Origin of the sequence: Ciceribacter sp. T2.26MG-112.2 (genome assembly GCF_900492205.1) — a bacterium.
GTDB lineage: Bacteria > Pseudomonadota > Alphaproteobacteria > Rhizobiales > Rhizobiaceae > Allorhizobium > Allorhizobium naphthalenivorans_A.
In genome coordinates, this window is record NZ_UEYQ01000009.1 from 47,378 (window position 1) to 64,620 (window position 17,243).

Sequence of the window (17,243 nt, forward strand, 5' to 3'; positions counted from 1 at the left end):
CAGGGCGCCTTGGTTAAGAGGAAAGTTGTGGACGTGGCGCAGACGGACGGATTCATGGTTGCGGCGCTCGATGAGGCGAAGATGGCCGGCGAACGCGGCGAGGTGCCGATCGGCGCGGTCGTGGTGGCGGATGGCCGGATCGTCGCGCGGGCCGGAAACGAGACGCGGGCGCAAAACGACGTTACCGCGCACGCCGAAATCCTGGCGATCCGCCGTGCTGCCGAGGCAATCGGCGACGAGAGGCTTGCTGGCGCCGATCTCTATGTCACGCTCGAACCCTGCACCATGTGTGCGGCCGCCATTTCCTTCGCCCGCATCCGCCGTCTCTATTATGGCGCGGAAGATCCGAAGGGCGGCGGGGTGGACAACGGCGTGCGCTTCTACGCCCAGCCGACCTGCCATCACGCGCCCGAAGTCTATTCAGGGATCGGGGAAACGGAATCCGCCACCTTGCTGCGGAATTTCTTCCAGAACAGGCGGTGAAGGGGGCTCAGGCCGCGAGCGGGTCGAGCTCCCGGCCGTCGAAGACGATGCGATCGCGACCGGCCGCTTTGGCCTGGTAGAGATATTCGTCCGCCCGACGGAAGACGTCGACCGGATCGAAGCCATCGATGATGGAAGCCACACCGATGCTCACGCTGATCGGCACAGGGCAACCATCCACCACGAGATCGACGTCCGCCACAGCCTGGCGCAGGGCGTCAGCGACGGCGCGCGCCCGCGTCACGTCGGCCGGCTGCAGGAATATGACGAACTCCTCACCGCCGATCCGTCCCCACACATCTGGGCCGGTTGTCGCGTGCGCGATTGAGGACGCGATCCGGCGCAGGGCCTCGTCGCCGACGAGATGGCCGAAGGCATCGTTGATGCGCTTGAAATGATCGGCGTCGGCCACGAGCAGGGCGGCCGGACCGCGGTGTGCGGGGCCAAGCTGACCCAGTGCGGCAAACAGCGCTTCCCGGTTGAGGCCACCGGTCAGCGCATCACGCCGCGCCTTGAAGCGCAGGTCCTCATGCAGGCGCCGAAGTTCGCCATGCATATCCTCCAGTTCGACATGCATGCGCGCCAGTTCATCGCGCTGACGCAGGATGACGTCCTTCTGGTGGAACTGCCAGAGACTCGCCGGTCCACCGATCACCATGGGGCAGAGTACGCTCATCCAGAAGCCGGGCCCATCCGGATGGCCACCCAGCAAGGGCACGAGAAGCAGTACGATGGACACGGAAACGACCACGGAGGCCGCCATGGCCACCGCCGACTTGATCCATGTAATTCTACTGATGCCGAACATGGCGGCACGCTAGCCGATCGCCAGTTAACGTAACGTGATGCTGGGCTCCGGCGCGGGTCAGGAGACGCGCGGGCGCTCACCCCGCCGCGAATTCCTTCAGCTTGTCGCCGGCGAGACGGTAGCGGATCCACTCGGTCTGCGGCTCGGCGCCGATCGCGTCGTAGACGCGGATCGCCGGCTCGTTCCAGTCGAGTACGCTCCATTCGAACCGGCCGCAGCCCTTTTCGACGGCGCGCCGGGCCAGATGGCGCAGCAGAAGCTTGCCGGCCCCGGACCCGCGATAGTCGGGCGAGACGTAGAGGTCCTCGAGGTAGAGCCCGTTCTTCGCCTGCCAGGTCGAATAATTGTAGAACCAGACCGCGAAACCCGCCGGCACGCCATCGGCCTCGAGGATCGCCGCCTCGGTGACGGCGCCGGCGCCGAACAGCGAGGTCTTGAGACTGTCCTCCGTCGCCTCGACCTCATGGCCGGCCTTCTCGAACACTGCGAGCTCGGTGATGAAACGCAGGATGGTGGCGACATCGTCGGGCGTCGCATTACGGATAGTGAAGTTCATCGGGATTTCCTCGAAACATGCGGGCATGAAAAAGGGCAGGCCGCTTGCGCCCTGCCCTGTCCACGGAAAGATGAAAGCCTGTCGGCTTACTGGAACGGCTGCCACCAGTGCCTGTTCTGGTTGGCGGCCTTGGCCATCTTCTTGCGGCGCTTTTCCTTCTTGGATTCCGGCTCGCCGAGATCGGTCAAGGCTGCTTCGTCGGCCTTGCGGTATTCGGCCGGCGGATCGGAAAGGTAGCGGCGCTGGTCGAGATAGGCGCCCTTCTGCAACTGGCGTGCGTCGCGGAAGGCCTGCCACTTTTGCGTTTCGGTCATCGTGCCGTTGGTGCCGTAGCCGGCGAGCAGCGGTGAGCGGTAGCGCGGATTGTCGGCATTGGCGTCAGCCTCGGCGACGAGACGCTCACGCGCCTCTTCCGGGCTTTCCAGCCATTCCGGATTGTCCTTGCCGGCCAGCGACTGCTGCGGCGCGGCGAGCTCCGCCTTGGCGGTTTCCGGCGGCATGACCAGAGCCGGGCGCGGATTGTACTTGGTGCCCTTGTTCTTGTTCGGGTCCGAGCCGATCGACACGGCCGAGCCGACGTCGTCGACCAATTGCTCCATGGCGGTCTTGTCGGTGCCGTAGGTGGGGCTGCCGACGCAGCCGGTCAGTGCGGAGCATGCGAGCAAAAGGCCGGCCATACCGACGCCAACTCTGAACAATTCTGCCGATTTCATGAATGCCTTCGAGCCTCGCCGCTGGTTATGCTTTCGCCGACTGTCTTCCTTACTCGCCTGAGCGAAGAATTCGGCCAATTTCAGGCACATTTACCGGATGACCGCCAAAAGCGCAAATCATCCGGTAACATTTCGTTAATGGCGGGCGGCCAGTTCGCGCAAGGCCTGGGCATCACGCGCCGAGACGTCCGGATAGTCCGGGTCGGAACCGACATCGCTGGTGATCTTCCACGAGCGGGCGCATTTCGTGCCTTCGGCAAGCTTCGGCTCGACCGCGACCCTGGTGCCGTCATCGAGACGGAAGGCCTCGACCGGGCCCTCTCCGCCGACGACTGCGATGCCCGAAGTGATGCAGATCTCGGCAAAGTCGAGACCGTCGAGCGCGGCCAGCAGCTCCGGATCGCCGACATGCACGACGGGGGCCGCTTCAAGCGACGAGCCGATACGCTTGTCCTTGCGCTCGACTTCGAGCGCGCCGGTGACGGCACGGCGCACCGTGCGGACCTTTTTCCACTTTTCGGCCAACTCATTGTTCGACCAATCGGCCGGGATGGCCGGGAACTGTTCGAGATGGACCGACTCGGCATTCGGATCGCGCGACAGCCAGGCTTCCTCGGTGGTGAACGGCATCATCGGCGCGAACCACAGGACGAGGCAGTCGAAAAGCTTGCGGATGACGAACAGCGCGGACCGGCGCTTCAGGCTCGACGGCGCGTCGCAATAGAGCGTGTCCTTGCGGATGTCGAAGTAGAAGGCCGACAGCTCGACATTGGCGAAATCGGTCAGAGCGCGGGTGATGCGCTTGAAGTCGAAATCGTCATAGGCCTTGCGCACCACCTGGTCGAGTTCGGCCAGGCGATGCAGCATGAGCTTTTCGAGTTCCGGCAGATCTGCATAGGAAATCTCCTCGCCGGTGTCGTGGGCGAGCGTGCCGAGCATCCAGCGGATCGTGTTGCGGATCTTGCGGTAGGCGTCGATATTGGTCTGGATGATGGTCTTGCCGACGCGAAGGTCTTCCGCGTAGTCCGACGACATGACCCAGAGGCGCAGGATGTCGGCGCCGGCATCCTTCATGATGTCCTGGGGCGCGGTAACATTGCCCTTGGACTTCGACATCTTCTCGCCCTTCTCGTCCATGATGAAACCATGGGTGACGACGGCGTTATAGGGTGCCCGGCCACGCGTGGCGCAGCTTTCCAGGAGCGAGGAATGGAACCAGCCGCGATGCTGGTCCGAGCCTTCGAGATAGACGTCGGCCGGCCATTTCAGGTCCGGGCGGTCTTCGAGCGTGAAGGTGTGGGTCGAGCCTGAATCGAACCAGACGTCGAGAATGTCGGTGACCATCAGCCACTTTTCGGCGTCATGGGCATTGCCGAGGAAGCGTTCCTTGGCGCCTTCGGCGAACCAGGCGTCCGCCCCTTCCTTCTCGAAGGCCTCGAGGATGCGTTTGTTGACCTCTTCATCCTGCAGCACATTGCCGGCGGCATCGGCGAAGACGCAGATGGGCACGCCCCAGGCGCGCTGACGCGACAGCACCCAGTCCGGGCGGCCTTCGATCATGGCGCGCAGGCGGTTCTGCCCAGCGGCCGGCACGAAACGCGTGTCGTCGATGGCCGAGAGGGCGCGAGAGCGCAGGGTCGTCCCGTCGCCGAGGTCCTTGTCCATGTAGACGAACCATTGCGGCGTGTTGCGGAAGATGACCGGCTTCTTGGAGCGCCAGGAATGCGGATAGTCATGCTTGACGCGGCCGCGGGCAAACAGGTTGTTCGCCGCGATCAGGGCATCCATGACGCGCTTGTTGGCATCGCCCTTCTTGCCGTTGTCGTCAATGACGCGAGCGGGACCGCCCTCGGCTGACGGACCGAAGCCCGGCGCATCCTCGGTGTAGAAACCGGCGTCGTCGACGGTGAAGGGGATCTTGGACGAGATGCCGCGCGCCTCGAGTTCGCGGGCATGGTGCATCCAGATGTCAAAGTCCTCGCGGCCATGGCCGGGCGCGGTGTGCACGAAGCCGGTACCGGCGTCGTCGGTGACGTGGTCGCCGTCGAGCAGAGGAACGTCGAATGTGTAGCCCAAGTCGGCCAACGGGTGGGCGCAACGTAGACCTGCCAATACCTGGCTTGGCACATCGTACAATCGTTCGGCTTCCACCTTCGCCTTCGCGAAGCACTCCTTCGCAAGATTGTCGGCGAAAATCACACGTTCGCCCGGTCGAGGACCAAATGAGTTTTCAGCAGCTGTTATCTTGTAGAGCCCGTATCGAACACGCGATGAGAACGAGATCGCCCGGTTACCTGGTATCGTCCAAGGAGTAGTCGTCCAGATCACCACGAAGTCGCCAGGGAATACATGATGCATCTCTTCATCGGTCGGGGGACTAGAGAGTTCAATCCCACCCCACGCCGGTCCGGCCCCACCCACCAGATACTTGACCGGGAACTTCACCCAGATCGTGTCGCTCTCGACCTCGTGATACTCCACCTCGGCTTCCGCCAGCGCGGTGCGCTCGACGACCGACCACATGATCGGCTTGGAGCCGCGATAGAGCTGGCCGGACATGGCGAGCTTCAGGAGTTCGCCGGCGATGCGGCTTTCGGCGTGGAAGTTCATGGTGGTGTAGGGGCGGTCGAAATCGCCCTCGATGCCGAGACGGCGGAATTCTTCCGACTGGATGTCGATCCAGCCTTGGGCGAATTCGCGGCATTCCTTGCGGAATTCGTTGACCGGGACTTCGTTCTTGTCCTTGCCCCTGGCGCGATAGGCTTCCTCGATCTTCCATTCGATCGGCAGGCCGTGGCAATCCCAGCCGGGCACATAGTTGGCATCATAGCCGCGCATCTGGAACGAGCGGGTGATGACGTCCTTCAGCACCTTGTTCAGCGCATGGCCGATGTGGATGTTGCCGTTGGCATAGGGAGGGCCGTCATGCAGGACGAATTTCTCGCGGCCGGCAGCGGAAGCGCGAAGTCTCTTGTAGAGCTCCATGTCCTTCCACTTCCTTGCCATTTCCGGCTCCTTCTGCGGCAGTCCGGCGCGCATCGGGAATTCGGTCTGGGGCAGGTAGAGGGTGGAGGAATAGTCTACTTTTTCAGTGGTATCGGTCATGATCTTGCCATCGAGGGGCGCCCGGAACGGGTCGCGCATTGGTCGTGTAAATCGCGGTGACGGAGAGCGTTCAGATAAACGCCGAAAACCCGGACCCTCCGGCAGCTTTCACAGCGCGCGGAAGGCCGGGCCCATAATTCGAAGGGATATGGTCAGCCGAACCCTGGTCATTGTGGGCGTTGTTTAAGGGGTTTTGCGGCGAAAAGGAAGAGGTGCGGCGCGGCAAATGATCAGGCGGTGCGCTGGGTGAGGCCGAAGACATTGGCCTTGAGGAACCAGCGGGCGGCAAGCATGCCCGTCACCAGGGCGGCGAGGAAGATATAGGCCTCGCGGTGCCCAAGGCCGAGCGCGGGAATGGAGCCGCCTGGGCAAAAGCCGGCAATGCCCCAGCCGATGCCGAACAGGACCGAGCCGCCGATCAGCCGCGCATCGATGCGGCCCTTGGCCGGGATGTGGAAGGCCTTTTCGAACACCGGCTGCTTGCGGCGGCGCTGGATCAGCACATAGCCCGGCGCTGTGACCAGAAGAGCGCCGGCCATGACGAAGGCGAGGCTCGGATCCCAGGTGCCGGCGATGTCGAAGAAGTTCATGACCTTGGCGGGGTCGGCCATGCCGGCCAGAATGATGCCGATGCCGAAGATCGCGCCGATGGCGACTGCGCTCAGATATTTCATCGTCGGGCTCCTTCTAGAACACGTGGCGGACGAGGAAGACGGTGGCGAAGGCGCCGGCCATGAAGCTTGCGGTCGCGGCGATCGAACGCGGCGAAAGGCGCGCCATGCCGCACACGCCATGGCCGGAGGTGCAACCCGAGCCGAAGGTAACGCCGAGGCCGGTGACGAGGCCGCCGACGATCAGGGCCGAGAGCGGGATCGGCACGGAAAAGCTCGCCTCGTAACCGGAGAGAGCCAGCAGTGCCGGGGCGCCGATGGCGCCGACGAGAAAGGCCGCCCGCCAGGCCCAGTCGCTCGCCAGCGGCGGAAAGACGCCGATGACGATCGCCGACATGCCGGCAATCCGCCCCCAGAACGCCATCAGCAGGACGGCAGCAAGGCCGATGAGCAGGCCTCCGGCAAAGGAGAGAAGCGGCGTGAATTCGGTCATGGGATTTCCTGATTAGGACGAGTCTCTGCCAAAGGAGGAGGTCGGAGCGGGAGGCAGTCTACCGCGGCGCGCGCGCGAGACATAGCAATGACGTTATGTTTGCCAGAGCGAAGGGGAAATGCTTTTGCGCGATTAAGCCGCGTGGCGAACAATGGCGGCGGAACTGGGCCTCGTCAGAACGCGATCTTCGCATCCAGTTCGCCGAGCGGCTGGACGCCGGAAAGAAGCGCCCTCGCCTCTTCCTCGTCCTTGCGGATCTGCGCGACCAGCGGTTCCAGCCCGCTGAACTTCAGCTCGTCGCGCAGGTGGCCGAAGAAGGACACGCGACAGTGCTCGCCATAGAGATCGCCGGAGAAGTCGAAGACGAAGGTTTCCAGCAGGGGCGCACCATCGTCGGTGACGGTCGGACGGTAGCCGAAGCTCGCGACGCCATCGTGCAGGCTGCCGTCCGGCCGGCGCAGGCGCACCGCGTAGATGCCGGGCTTCAGCTCCGCTTCCGGCGCAAGCGCCATATTGGCCGTCGGATAGCCCAGCGTGCGGCCGAGCTGCTGGCCCTTGATGACCTCGGCCTCGACGGTGAAGCGATAACCGAGCAGGCCGGCGGCTTCGGACACGTTGCCCTCGGCAAGCAGCCGGCGGATGCGGCTCGACGAGACGACCTCGGCACCCTCGTCGCGGAAGGCGTCGACCAGCGTCACGCCGAAGCCGTTGCGCTTGCCGGCCTCCATCAGGAAGGCGGGGCCGCCCTCGCGGCCCTTGCCGAAATGAAAGTCGAAGCCGGTCACGACCTCGGTGGCGCCGAGCCACTCGACCAGGATCGAGCGGACGAACTCCTCGGCCGAGCGGGAGGCGAATTCGCGGTCGAAGGGATATTCGATGACCGAGTGGAAACCCATGGCCTCGAGCACCTGGGCGCGAACCGGCGCCGGCGACAGCCGGAAGACCGGCTTGTCGGGATTGAAGACTGTGCGTGGATGCGGCTCAAAGGTCAGCACCAGGGCGGGAACGCCACGCGACTTCGCCAGTTTCAGCGCCCGGTTGAGCACGGTCTGGTGGCCGCGATGCACGCCGTCGAAATTGCCGATGGCGATCACCCCGCCTTTCAGCTTTTCCGGCAGCGGCTTCTTCTTCTCGTTGCGATGAAAGACGGTCATGGCCAGTCCTCGTCTCAGGCGAGCCTCTGCATCCAGTAGTTCGGAGCGGCATTCTCGCGCTTCAGCCAGGCATTGAGGATCGCCTCGTCCGGCTTGCCGTTGACGGTGTATTCGGCGGCATGGATGCCGCCGGAAATGTAGAGAAGGTCGAGCCCGGCATCCAGCGCTCCGCGCACGTCGGTCGGCATGCCGTCGCCGATCGCCAGCACGCGGCTCTTGTCGACCGGGCCCTTGTGGGCTTCGGCGGCGGCGAGCGAGGCCTCGTAGATCGGGCTGTGCGGCTTGCCGGCGATGCGGGTCGCGCCGCCGATCTGCTCGTAATAGGCGGCGACCGCACCGGCGCAGGGGATGATGCGATGGCCGCGCTCGACGACGAGGTCGGGATTGGCGCAGATCAGCGGCGCCTGACGGGCGGCAAAGGCCGCCAGCATGTCGTGATAATCCTCCGGCACTTGCGTCTCGTCATCGAAGAAGCCGGTGCAGACGATCGCCTCGGCCTCCTCGGCGGGCACGCGAACGACGTCGAGGTCGTCGAGCAGGTTGAGGTCACGATCGGGACCGAGGAAGAAGATCTTCTTCGGGCCGGCGGCGATCAGCGTGCGGGTCACGTCGCCCGAGGTGACAATCTTATCATAGGCCGTGTCGGCGACGCCGATCATCCGCAACTGGTTGATGACGTCCTGCGAACGGCGCGGCGAATTGGTGATGAGAACCACTGAGACGCCGGCGGCGCGGGCCGCCGTCAGCACTTCCGAGGCTGCAGGAAAGGCGTCGATACCGTTGTGCAGCACGCCCCATACGTCACAGAGGATGACGTCGTAACGCTCGGTGACATCGCTCAAGGTGGAAATGCGCTCGGCCATTCGCTGTTCCTGACTGTAAAAATGCACGGGCTGACATTGCAAAGGAATGCCCCGATGGCAAGGCCCTTTGCCGGCACGGATGGAAATTTGCCGGGATGCCCGCGCTCAGAGTGCCAACCGCCAGAGCAGGCCGAGCGCGGCAGCCGTCAGCAGGGTGCGGCCCATGCCCTGCTTGAGAACGAAGATCATCACCGCCGACAGGAAGGCCAGGACCAGGGCGGCCGGATCAAGCGTGGTCGGGTCGGGCAGCGGCAGGGAGACGGAGAAGGCGGGGGCTGCTCCACCCGGAGCCTCGGCCGCGACCGGCCAGATGGACCACTGCCCGACCTCCGCGAACAGCACGTGCAGGGCAAACCAGACCGCAAGGTTTAGGATGACGCCGACCACGGCGGCGGTGATCGCCGAAAGCGCTGCGGTAATCATGCGATTGCCGCGCAGCCGCTCGACATAGGGCGCGCCGGCGAAGATCCAGACGAAGCTCGGGACGAAGGTCGCCCAGGCCGCGAGCAGCCCGCCGAGCACACCACCGAGGAAAGGCGGCAGACCGCCGGCATCGCGGAAGCCGGCGAGAAAACCGACATAGGACAACACCAGCACGAGCGGCCCGGGCGTGGTTTCGGCCAACGCCAGGCCGTCGAGCATCTCGCCGGGTTTCAGCCAATGATACTGATCGACCGCCACCTGCGCGACATAGGCGAGAACGGCATAGGCGCCGCCGAAGGTGACGAGCGCCATGCGGGAGAAGAAGGCGAAGACCTCGGCAAGACCGCCCTCGCCGGCAAGCAGCCAGAGCGGAAGGATCGGCGCCTGCCAGACGATCAGCCAGAAGGCGAGCGTGGCGAGCGAGCGGCCGAGGCGGCGCGGTTCCGCCCGGTCCGGCTCGCCAGGATCGGAGGCATGGGTGTCGTCGCGCGCAACCGCCCGTGCCTCGGCCAGACCGGCAAGCCCGGCCGCCAACACGACGAGTGGAAAAGGCAGAGCGAAAGCGAACAGGGCGAGGAAGGCGGCAAGGGCAATGAGACGATGGAAGCGCGTCTTCAAGGCGCGGCGGCCGATCCTGACCACCGCCTCGACGACGATCGCCAGGATCGCCGCCTTCAGCCCGAAGAACAGGCCGGCGACCCAGCCGACGTCGTGATAATAGGCATAGAGCGTCGACAGGCCGAGAATGACGGCAAGCCCCGGCAGGACGAAGAGCAGGCCGGCCGCCATTCCGCCGCGAACGCCGTGCGTCAGCCAGCCGATATAGGTCGCAAGCTGTTGGGCTTCCGGGCCGGGCAGCAGCATGCAGAAATTGAGCGCGTGCAAGAACCGGTCTTCGGACACCCAGCGCTTTTCCTCGACGCAGATGCGGTGCATCAGGGCGATCTGGGCTGCCGGGCCGCCGAAGCTCATGAGGCCGATATGGGCAAAGGCGCGCACCAGTTCGGAGAACGCCCCTTGTGCCTTATCTTCCGTGAGTCCGCGCAATCGCTCTGTCACATGTTCTGTCATGCGGCCGTGTTAACGATGGCGCATGAAATATTTTCGACAGGCCGTGCTTGACTCGCTCATGGCCCGTCCTTATCTCCAGCTCGCTAGCACTCACCAGAGGGGAGTGCTAACAATATCCACGCGGATCCTTCGTGATCCGCTCATGTCATTTGATCGAGGGATTAGACAATGGCAAGCACCAATTTCCGTCCGCTTCACGACCGCGTCGTCGTGCGCCGTATCGAGGCCGAAGAAAAGACCAAGGGCGGCATCATCATTCCCGACACCGCCAAGGAAAAGCCGGCTGAAGGCGAAATCGTCGCTGTCGGCTCGGGCGTCCGCGACGACCACGGCAAGGTCGTTCCGCTCGACGTCAAGGTCGGCGACCGCGTCCTGTTCGGCAAGTGGTCGGGCACCGAAGTCAAGCTCGACGGCGTAGACCTTCTGATCATGAAGGAAGCCGACATCATGGGCGTCATCGGCTGATAAAGCCGGTTACCTCTTCCCAAAATCAACAATTCACCAATGGGCTAAGCCCCGGGAGTTTTGAAAATGGCACCTAAAGAAATCAAGTTCGGCCGTACTGCGCGCGAAAAGATGCTGCGCGGCGTCGACATCCTCGCTGACGCAGTGAAGGTAACGCTCGGTCCGAAGGGCCGTAATGTCATCATCGACAAGTCCTTCGGCGCTCCGCGCATCACCAAGGACGGCGTTTCGGTCGCCAAGGAAATCGAACTGGAAGACAAGTTCGAGAACATGGGCGCCCAGATGGTCCGCGAAGTCGCTTCGAAGACCAATGACATCGCCGGTGACGGCACCACGACCGCGACCGTTCTGGCCCAGGCCATCGTTCGCGAAGGCGCCAAGGCCGTTGCAGCCGGCATGAACCCCATGGACCTGAAGCGCGGCATCGACCTCGCTGTCACCGAAGTGGTCAAGGATCTCCAGGCCAAGGCCAAGAAGATCAACACCTCGGAAGAAGTCGCCCAGGTCGGCACGATCTCCGCCAACGGCGAAACCTCGATCGGCCTGCAGATCGCTGAAGCGATGCAGAAGGTCGGCAACGAAGGCGTCATCACCGTCGAAGAAGCCAAGACCGCCGAAACCGAACTCGAAGTCGTCGAAGGCATGCAGTTCGACCGCGGCTACCTGTCGCCCTACTTCGTCACCAACCCGGAAAAGATGGTCGCCGATCTCGACGACGCCTACATCCTCCTGCACGAAAAGAAGCTCTCGAACCTCCAGGCCATGCTGCCGGTTCTCGAAGCCGTCGTTCAGTCGGGCAAGCCGCTCGTCATCATCGCTGAAGACGTCGAAGGCGAAGCTCTTGCAACGCTCGTCGTCAACAAGCTGCGTGGCGGCCTGAAGATCGCCGCCGTCAAGGCTCCGGGCTTCGGCGATCGCCGCAAGGCCATGCTGGAAGACATCGCCATCCTGACCGGCGGTACCGTCATCTCCGAAGATCTCGGCATCAAGCTCGAAAATGTCACGCTCGACATGCTCGGCCGCGCCAAGAAGGTCTCGATCACCAAGGAAAACACCACGGTTGTCGACGGTGCCGGCCAGAAGTCGGACATCGAAGGCCGCGTTGCCCAGATCAAGGCCCAGATCGAAGAAACCACCTCTGACTACGACCGCGAAAAGCTGCAGGAACGTCTGGCCAAGCTGGCCGGCGGCGTTGCCGTGATCCGCGTCGGCGGTTCGACGGAAATCGAAGTCAAGGAAAAGAAGGACCGCATCGACGACGCGCTGAACGCGACCCGTGCGGCCGTTCAGGAAGGCATCGTACCGGGCGGCGGCGTTGCCCTGCTCCGTTCGTCGGTCAAGATCACCGTCAAGGGTGTCAACCAGGACCAGGAAGCCGGCATCAACATCGTTCGTCGCGCCCTGCAGGCTCCGGCCCGTCAGATCGCCGAGAACGCCGGTGACGAAGCTTCCATCGTCGTTGGCAAGATCCTCGAAAAGGATCAGGACAACTGGGGTTACAACGCCCAGACCGGCGAATATGGCGACATGATCGCCATGGGTATCGTCGACCCGGTCAAGGTTGTTCGCACCGCCCTGCAGGACGCAGCCTCGGTTGCCGGCCTGCTGGTCACCACCGAAGCCATGATCGCCGAACTTCCGAAGAAGGAAGCAGCCGGCGGCATGCCGGGCGGCATGGGCGGCATGGGCGGCATGGACATGATGTGATAGGCGCCAGCCTATCGCAGCCATGGTCATAAAGCTTCGCCCATGCACTCAAAGTGCTTCAGCGCGCCAAGCGCGCTGAAGGGGCGGCATGGACATGATGTGATAGGCGAAAAGCCTGTCATACTGATCCAACCGGTTCAGTCTTCTTGGAAGGGCGGTCTTCGGACCGCCCTTTCTGTTTGTGCCAGGAGACAGTTTTCGCAACCCCAAATCACCTCCGCCCATCCGTTCGTACGCACATTCGGAGATGATAATGAAACTTCCGATTTACTCCGGCACGGCAACGGCTATGCTCCATTTTGCTTAGATCCAGGCTTGGCGGCGGAAGACGAGGAAAGTCCAGGGTGTCGCAAAATTGCGTCGACCCGGCGATTTTTAGAACTTACAGGTCAAAATGAGGCGTTCTCACTTTTTGGCAAGCGTGCTATCTGCAATGATTGCCCCTAGTTCCATAGGGGGAGGATCGGTTCGCAGGTCAGATATTCGCGGTATTCAAAAAACATTCTGGAACGCTAAAAATCGCATTGCGGACCGCGTGAAATATTTATAACGGTTCGGCGGATGATTGAAATGCCAGGGTGAACGCTACGGGGGTGGCACCACCAATGGTAAACGGCCAGCGAGCCGGACATCAATGGGGAATGGGGTGGTTGTAACCTATGCGCGAAGCGCCTACTCTACAGCATACGTTAGTATATAGTTAACTGTACTTGGCGCCCTATCCGATGGCGTGCGTCCACGGCGCGTTTGAGGCCTCGACCGGATCGCCGAGCAAGTGGAGACGACGGCCGCCGTCCGGCGACCGGGAATAAACGCATTCAAGAGCGACGACACGTATATGTCGGGACATGCCGGGGGACCGCCTTGTTTAAGATTGCCAGAGCCAGTCTTGCAGCATCGTTCAGCGCGGGATTTCCCGAAGCTGATGACAGCATCAGCGATATTTGCACCCAGTTGACCGTTTCGGAGGGCTGGGTCGGCGACCTCTCCAACGGCGTCATCAAGCTTGGCGAACGCGCGACCCTGCTGCACGGGCTGAAGAACCCGGAATGCGGCCTGCTGAGCATGATGCGCTGCTACGACGCCAATGATCGGGCCCATATCCTCGAACTGTTCGAGCAGGCTGCGACCTCGTCGTCGCATTTCTGCTATTCGACGACGATCGCCCTGCCGAACGGCCACCGCCAGCCGGTGTTCTGCATCGGCGAATCGGACGGGCTCGAGGAGACAAGCGCCGGCAGCATGCTCGGCATCTTCGTCTTTCCGCGTTTCAAGCTGGCGGCCGCTTCGCCGCTGCGCGCCCTTTCCTGACATCCCCCATCGGCATCAGCTTTCCTTGACCCGTGGCCGGCGGTTCTGCCGGCGGCGCGGCAGCATCGTTTCATTTTACTGAACGATCAGTCAAGGTTCGTCCATCTATCGCGGACGCACAAGAGGTGAGACAAGGCTCCCAGGAAATTCAAACCGCAGGGCTTGGGACCGACCCGCAAGCCCTCTCCCAGGAGCAAACCATGTCCAACAGCAACAATGCCCTCATCCTTATCGCCCGCGTGCTTCTCTCCTTCATCTTCATCTATTCCGGCTATGGCAAACTGATCGACCCGGCCGGTACCGCCGGCATGATCACCGGCGCCGGCCTGCCCGCCGCCACCGCGCTCGCCTATCTCGCCGGCCTGTTCGAGCTGGCCGCCGGCCTGTTCGTCCTCGTCGGCTTCCAGACCAAGATCACCGGCTGGCTGCTCGCCCTGTTCTGCGTGTTCACCGGCGTCGTCTTCCACGGCTCGGCCATCAACGTGCCGGACTTCCCGGCTGCCGCAAACGGCTGGCTGAGCGTGCTCAACCAGATCATGATGATGAAAAACATCACGCTGGCCGGCGCTTACATCCTGCTCGCCGCCTTCGGCCCGGGCGCCTATTCGCTCGACGCCCGCCGCGGTGTGGCCGTCGCCGCCTGAACGAACTCAGTTCCCTGCCCCAGAACCGCCGGAGCGATCCGGCGGTTTTTTTTGCTGGCAAAGATAGAGATAGCATTCCTCGGCAATTCGGTAGCCGAACCCGTGGCGCGGCTTCGCCACCCCCTCATCCGGCGCTACGCGCCACCTTCTCCCCGCCGGGGAGAAGCGGAACGGATATCGCTCGCCTTGCCAGGAACGATCATGGCGACGGTTATTTCTTGGACAGGCTGACCTCTGCCATCCGTTGACCGCCGGAGCGACCCGGCGGTTTTTGTGCGTCCCGCTCAGTCCCTGCGGGCCAGCCAGATGGTCGCGCCGCCGCAGTCCGGATCGTCAGTGACGTGGTCGACCACCGTGAAACCGTTCTCCCCAAGAAGCCGCCGGTATTCCTCAGGGCCAAGGCTCGCGTGATAGAGCGGCTCGCCCTCGAAGCTGCCGATCGCCACGCCTTTGCCCGGGCCCGAGGTGAACATCAGCATGGCGCCATCGGCCGCATGGGCGGCGAAGAGCGGAAACATAGCTCGCTGCTCGTTGGGCGTCAGATGAAAAAAGCTGTGCCAGGCGAGGAGGGCATCGAAGGTCCGGCCAAGCGCGAGACCCCGCATGTCGGCCACACGCCAGTCGTCGAAGGGAAATCGCTCGCGGCAAAGGCCGATCAGCGTTTCGGAGGAATCGACGCCCGTGACGGCAAGGCCGCGGCGAATGAGGTCGGCCGCCATCGGTTCGCCGGAGCCGCAGCCGATGTCGAGCACGGAAGCCCCTGTCGGTAGGTTTGCCGCAAAGCGATCGAGCCAAGGCTTTTCAAACAGGTGTTTCGAGCGGATGCCGTCGAAGGCGAGGGCGTGGCGCTCGTAGAGACTGATCACCCGCTCCGCTTCGCTCATGGTCGCCTCACAGGGCCGCGCGGACCGCCGCGACGATCTCGGCCACCCGGGGATCGCCCTCGTGCTCGGGCTTGCGGGCCCGCACGAGGCCGGCCTCGGACTTGAGGATGACGCCGTCGGACAGGATCTTCAGGTGATTGGCCCTGAGCGTCGAGCCGGTCGAGGTGATATCGACGATGATATCGGCCTGGCCGGCGGCGGGCGCCCCTTCCGTCGCGCCGAGGCTTTCGACGATGCGGTAGAGCTGGATGCCGTGCTGGCTGGAGAAGAACTGCTGGGTGAGGCGCCAGTATTTCGTCGCGATCGCCAGACGGCGGCCGTGGCGGGCGCGGAAATCGGCGGCGACGTCGCCAAGGTCGGCCATGGTATCGACGTCGAGCCAGATTTCCGGCACGGCGACGACCACGTCGGCATGGCCGAAGCCGAGGCGGGCGCAGATCTCGACGCGCTTGTCGGCTTCCGCCAGCCCTTCGCGGATCAGGTCTTCGCCGGTCACGCCGAAGTCGACCGTGCCGGCGCCGATCTCGCGGGCGATTTCGGAGGCCGACAGGAAGGCGATCTCGATATCGTCCATGCCTTCGACGCGACCGCGATAGGAGCGGTCATTGCCGACGGCGACGATCTTCATGCCGGCGCGTTCGAAGATCGCCTGGCAATCGTCCTTCATCCGGCCCTTGGAGGGCAGCCCGATTGTGATCATGTGCGCGCCCTTTCCGTGTCGATCCGGTCGAGCCAGAGCGAAAAGCCGACGGCCGGAATATGGTTTTCCGCACCGAGCAGGGTCAGCAGCCGGTCGAAGCGGCCGCCGCCGGCCAGCACCGCAGGCACATCCTCGACACCGATCTCGTAGACAAGGCCGGTATAATAATCGAGCGGACGGCCGAAGGCGGCACGATAATTGATCCGGGAGAGATCGAGGCCGATATTGGCAAGGGCGGCGACCCGTTCGTCAAAGCGCGACAGTGCCGGACCGAGCTTGAGGCCAGCCGCATCGGCAAAGCCGGCGAGCGCGGCTGAGGCCTCCGACAGCGGCAGTTCGAGCGAGAGAAACTCGCGCAGCAGCAGCAGGGCCGCGCCATCGAGCCGGGTCTCGGCCAGTTCCAGCTTTTCCTTCAGGCGCATGGCGATTTCGGCCGGCGAGCGGCTGGCATTGGTGGAATAGCCGGTCGCCTGCATGGTCTCGTCGATCCGGGCGATCAGCGCCCGTTCATTGCCGCTCGAGACCATTGCGACAATGTCGGGATCAAGGCCCTGCACAGGGTTGGGGCTGGCGAGTTTCTTCAGAAGCTGGTCGATCTGTTCGGGATTGCCAAAGGCCTGAATCAGCCGCTTCTGCCAGCCGGCGGGCAGGCCGAGCGCCTTGACCACCGCCTCGAACACCGCCTGATCGCCGAGCGTCACGACGAGCGTGCGGCCGGGGAGCAGTCGGGCAAGAATGGCGTGGGCGTCGCCGATGGCGCGGGCGTCGGCGCTGGCAATGCCGGTATCGCCGAGATCCTCGATGCCGGCCTGGTAGAATTCATTGGCACCGTCGCGGCGCTGGCGAAACACCTCGCCGAGATAGGCATAGCGCTTCGGCGTGCCGGTCGCAGTCTCGATATGGCGCAGGCAGACGGGAATGGTGAATTCGGGACGCAGGCAGAGGCTTGTTCCCCGCTCGTTCTCGGTCATAAAGATGCGGCGGCGCAGATCCTCGCCGGCCATGTCGAGAAACGGCTCGGCGGGCTGGATCACCGGCGTGTCGACCCTCTCCGTCGCGCGGGCGGCAAATTCGTCGAGCAGAGTACCGGCGAAGTCGGGCATGTTGATCAGCGGCATGGGGCGGCTCCGGCAGTCGAGGAAAAAGACCCCCTCTGGGCTGCCGCCCATCTCCCCCACAAGGGGGGAGAGGACTCGGGGCAAATCCCCGCTCCACCAGCCAGGCTCAGTGAGGAGGTTATCCCCGACATTCG

17 protein-coding genes are annotated in these 17,243 nt (G+C 63.6%); 5 read left to right on the forward strand and 12 right to left on the reverse strand.

From position 1 onward, the window contains the following. The first annotated feature begins 33 nt into the window (after window positions 1–33). Complete coding sequence (locus DYZ14_RS14475) at window positions 34–483, forward strand: nucleoside deaminase (RefSeq protein ID WP_154721331.1); 450 nt, start codon at window positions 34–36, stop codon at window positions 481–483. A gap of 7 nt (window positions 484–490) precedes the next feature. Here the strand turns inward: DYZ14_RS14475 and DYZ14_RS14480 are convergent, their stop codons facing one another. The 9 genes from DYZ14_RS14480 to chrA form a co-directional block, all read right to left on the reverse strand. After that, a complete protein-coding gene (locus DYZ14_RS14480; protein ID WP_154721332.1) occupies window positions 491–1,291 on the reverse strand; it encodes a GGDEF domain-containing protein in 801 nt (266 codons plus the stop codon). 76 nt (window positions 1,292–1,367) lie between these two features. After that, complete coding sequence (locus tag DYZ14_RS14485) at window positions 1,368–1,847, reverse strand: GNAT family N-acetyltransferase (RefSeq protein WP_154721333.1); 480 nt, start codon at window positions 1,845–1,847, stop codon at window positions 1,368–1,370. Between the two features lie 86 nt (window positions 1,848–1,933). After that, on the reverse strand, window positions 1,934–2,560 hold the full coding sequence (locus tag DYZ14_RS14490; protein WP_154721334.1) for a hypothetical protein: 627 nt from the start codon (window positions 2,558–2,560) through the stop codon (window positions 1,934–1,936). Between the two features lie 135 nt (window positions 2,561–2,695). Continuing rightward, window positions 2,696–5,665, reverse strand: a complete 2,970-nt coding sequence (gene ileS / locus DYZ14_RS14495; protein ID WP_154721335.1) for an isoleucine--tRNA ligase — start codon at window positions 5,663–5,665, stop codon at window positions 2,696–2,698. A 230-nt stretch (window positions 5,666–5,895) separates the two neighbouring features. Continuing rightward, window positions 5,896–6,339, reverse strand: a complete 444-nt coding sequence (locus DYZ14_RS14500; protein ID WP_154721336.1) for a YeeE/YedE family protein — start codon at window positions 6,337–6,339, stop codon at window positions 5,896–5,898. 13 nt (window positions 6,340–6,352) lie between these two features. Further along, entirely contained in the window at window positions 6,353–6,769 is a 417-nt protein-coding gene (locus DYZ14_RS14505; RefSeq protein ID WP_154721337.1) for a YeeE/YedE family protein, read from the reverse strand. 173 nt (window positions 6,770–6,942) lie between these two features. Beyond that, window positions 6,943–7,923 carry a bifunctional riboflavin kinase/FAD synthetase gene (locus tag DYZ14_RS14510; RefSeq protein WP_154721338.1) on the reverse strand — a complete coding sequence of 327 codons (981 nt, stop codon included), beginning with the start codon at window positions 7,921–7,923 and terminating at the stop codon, window positions 6,943–6,945. A 14-nt stretch (window positions 7,924–7,937) separates the two neighbouring features. Beyond that, the gene (locus DYZ14_RS14515; RefSeq protein ID WP_154721339.1) at window positions 7,938–8,786 is read right to left on the reverse strand and encodes a TIGR01459 family HAD-type hydrolase; all 849 of its coding nucleotides are present in this window, start codon (window positions 8,784–8,786) and stop codon (window positions 7,938–7,940) included. A 105-nt stretch (window positions 8,787–8,891) separates the two neighbouring features. Continuing rightward, the gene (gene chrA, locus DYZ14_RS14520) at window positions 8,892–10,280 is read right to left on the reverse strand and encodes a chromate efflux transporter (protein ID WP_154721340.1); all 1,389 of its coding nucleotides are present in this window, start codon (window positions 10,278–10,280) and stop codon (window positions 8,892–8,894) included. 168 nt (window positions 10,281–10,448) lie between these two features. On the opposite strand from chrA, the gene groES reads away from it, so the two are divergent. The 4 genes from groES to DYZ14_RS14540 all read left to right on the forward strand — a co-directional run bounded on the left by groES (window position 10,449) and on the right by DYZ14_RS14540 (window position 14,407). Continuing rightward, on the forward strand, window positions 10,449–10,745 hold the full coding sequence (gene groES / locus DYZ14_RS14525) for a co-chaperone GroES (protein ID WP_154721341.1): 297 nt from the start codon (window positions 10,449–10,451) through the stop codon (window positions 10,743–10,745). A gap of 66 nt (window positions 10,746–10,811) precedes the next feature. Beyond that, window positions 10,812–12,452 (forward strand): chaperonin GroEL, encoded by a 1,641-nt coding sequence (gene groL, locus DYZ14_RS14530; protein ID WP_154721342.1) that lies wholly within the window; start codon window positions 10,812–10,814, stop codon window positions 12,450–12,452. Window positions 12,453–13,316: 864 nt separating this feature from the next. Continuing rightward, the gene (locus DYZ14_RS14535; RefSeq protein WP_154721343.1) at window positions 13,317–13,763 is read left to right on the forward strand and encodes a hypothetical protein; all 447 of its coding nucleotides are present in this window, start codon (window positions 13,317–13,319) and stop codon (window positions 13,761–13,763) included. A gap of 200 nt (window positions 13,764–13,963) precedes the next feature. After that, window positions 13,964–14,407 carry a DoxX family protein gene (locus tag DYZ14_RS14540; RefSeq protein WP_154721344.1) on the forward strand — a complete coding sequence of 148 codons (444 nt, stop codon included), beginning with the start codon at window positions 13,964–13,966 and terminating at the stop codon, window positions 14,405–14,407. Window positions 14,408–14,691: 284 nt separating this feature from the next. Here the strand turns inward: DYZ14_RS14540 and DYZ14_RS14545 are convergent, their stop codons facing one another. The 3 genes from DYZ14_RS14545 to DYZ14_RS14555 are packed head-to-tail and all read right to left on the reverse strand — an operon-like array spanning window position 14,692 to window position 17,109. Continuing rightward, window positions 14,692–15,291 (reverse strand): class I SAM-dependent DNA methyltransferase, encoded by a 600-nt coding sequence (locus tag DYZ14_RS14545; protein ID WP_154721345.1) that lies wholly within the window; start codon window positions 15,289–15,291, stop codon window positions 14,692–14,694. A gap of 7 nt (window positions 15,292–15,298) precedes the next feature. Next, the gene (hisG, locus tag DYZ14_RS14550; protein ID WP_154721346.1) at window positions 15,299–15,991 is read right to left on the reverse strand and encodes an ATP phosphoribosyltransferase; all 693 of its coding nucleotides are present in this window, start codon (window positions 15,989–15,991) and stop codon (window positions 15,299–15,301) included. Continuing rightward, window positions 15,988–17,109 carry an ATP phosphoribosyltransferase regulatory subunit gene (locus DYZ14_RS14555; RefSeq protein WP_154721347.1) on the reverse strand — a complete coding sequence of 374 codons (1,122 nt, stop codon included), beginning with the start codon at window positions 17,107–17,109 and terminating at the stop codon, window positions 15,988–15,990. Before DYZ14_RS14555 ends, hisG begins: the two co-directional genes overlap by 4 nt. Window positions 17,110–17,243: the final 134 nt, after the last annotated feature.

Coding starts and splice junctions, on each gene's coding strand:
- DYZ14_RS14480 (WP_154721332.1), bottom strand. CDS start 1,291: ATGTTCGGCATCAGTAGAATTACATGGATCAAGTCGGCGGTGGCCATG.
- DYZ14_RS14485 (WP_154721333.1), bottom strand. CDS start 1,847: ATGAACTTCACTATCCGTAATGCGACGCCCGACGATGTCGCCACCATC.
- DYZ14_RS14490 (WP_154721334.1), bottom strand. CDS start 2,560: ATGAAATCGGCAGAATTGTTCAGAGTTGGCGTCGGTATGGCCGGCCTT.
- ileS (WP_154721335.1), bottom strand. CDS start 5,665: ATGACCGATACCACTGAAAAAGTAGACTATTCCTCCACCCTCTACCTG.
- DYZ14_RS14500 (WP_154721336.1), bottom strand. CDS start 6,339: ATGAAATATCTGAGCGCAGTCGCCATCGGCGCGATCTTCGGCATCGGC.
- DYZ14_RS14505 (WP_154721337.1), bottom strand. CDS start 6,769: ATGACCGAATTCACGCCGCTTCTCTCCTTTGCCGGAGGCCTGCTCATC.
- DYZ14_RS14510 (WP_154721338.1), bottom strand. CDS start 7,923: ATGACCGTCTTTCATCGCAACGAGAAGAAGAAGCCGCTGCCGGAAAAG.
- DYZ14_RS14515 (WP_154721339.1), bottom strand. CDS start 8,786: ATGGCCGAGCGCATTTCCACCTTGAGCGATGTCACCGAGCGTTACGAC.
- chrA (WP_154721340.1), bottom strand. CDS start 10,280: ATGACAGAACATGTGACAGAGCGATTGCGCGGACTCACGGAAGATAAG.
- groES (WP_154721341.1), top strand. CDS start 10,449: ATGGCAAGCACCAATTTCCGTCCGCTTCACGACCGCGTCGTCGTGCGC.
- groL (WP_154721342.1), top strand. CDS start 10,812: ATGGCACCTAAAGAAATCAAGTTCGGCCGTACTGCGCGCGAAAAGATG.
- DYZ14_RS14540 (WP_154721344.1), top strand. CDS start 13,964: ATGTCCAACAGCAACAATGCCCTCATCCTTATCGCCCGCGTGCTTCTC.
- DYZ14_RS14545 (WP_154721345.1), bottom strand. CDS start 15,291: ATGAGCGAAGCGGAGCGGGTGATCAGTCTCTACGAGCGCCACGCCCTC.
- hisG (WP_154721346.1), bottom strand. CDS start 15,991: ATGATCACAATCGGGCTGCCCTCCAAGGGCCGGATGAAGGACGATTGC.
- DYZ14_RS14555 (WP_154721347.1), bottom strand. CDS start 17,109: ATGCCGCTGATCAACATGCCCGACTTCGCCGGTACTCTGCTCGACGAA.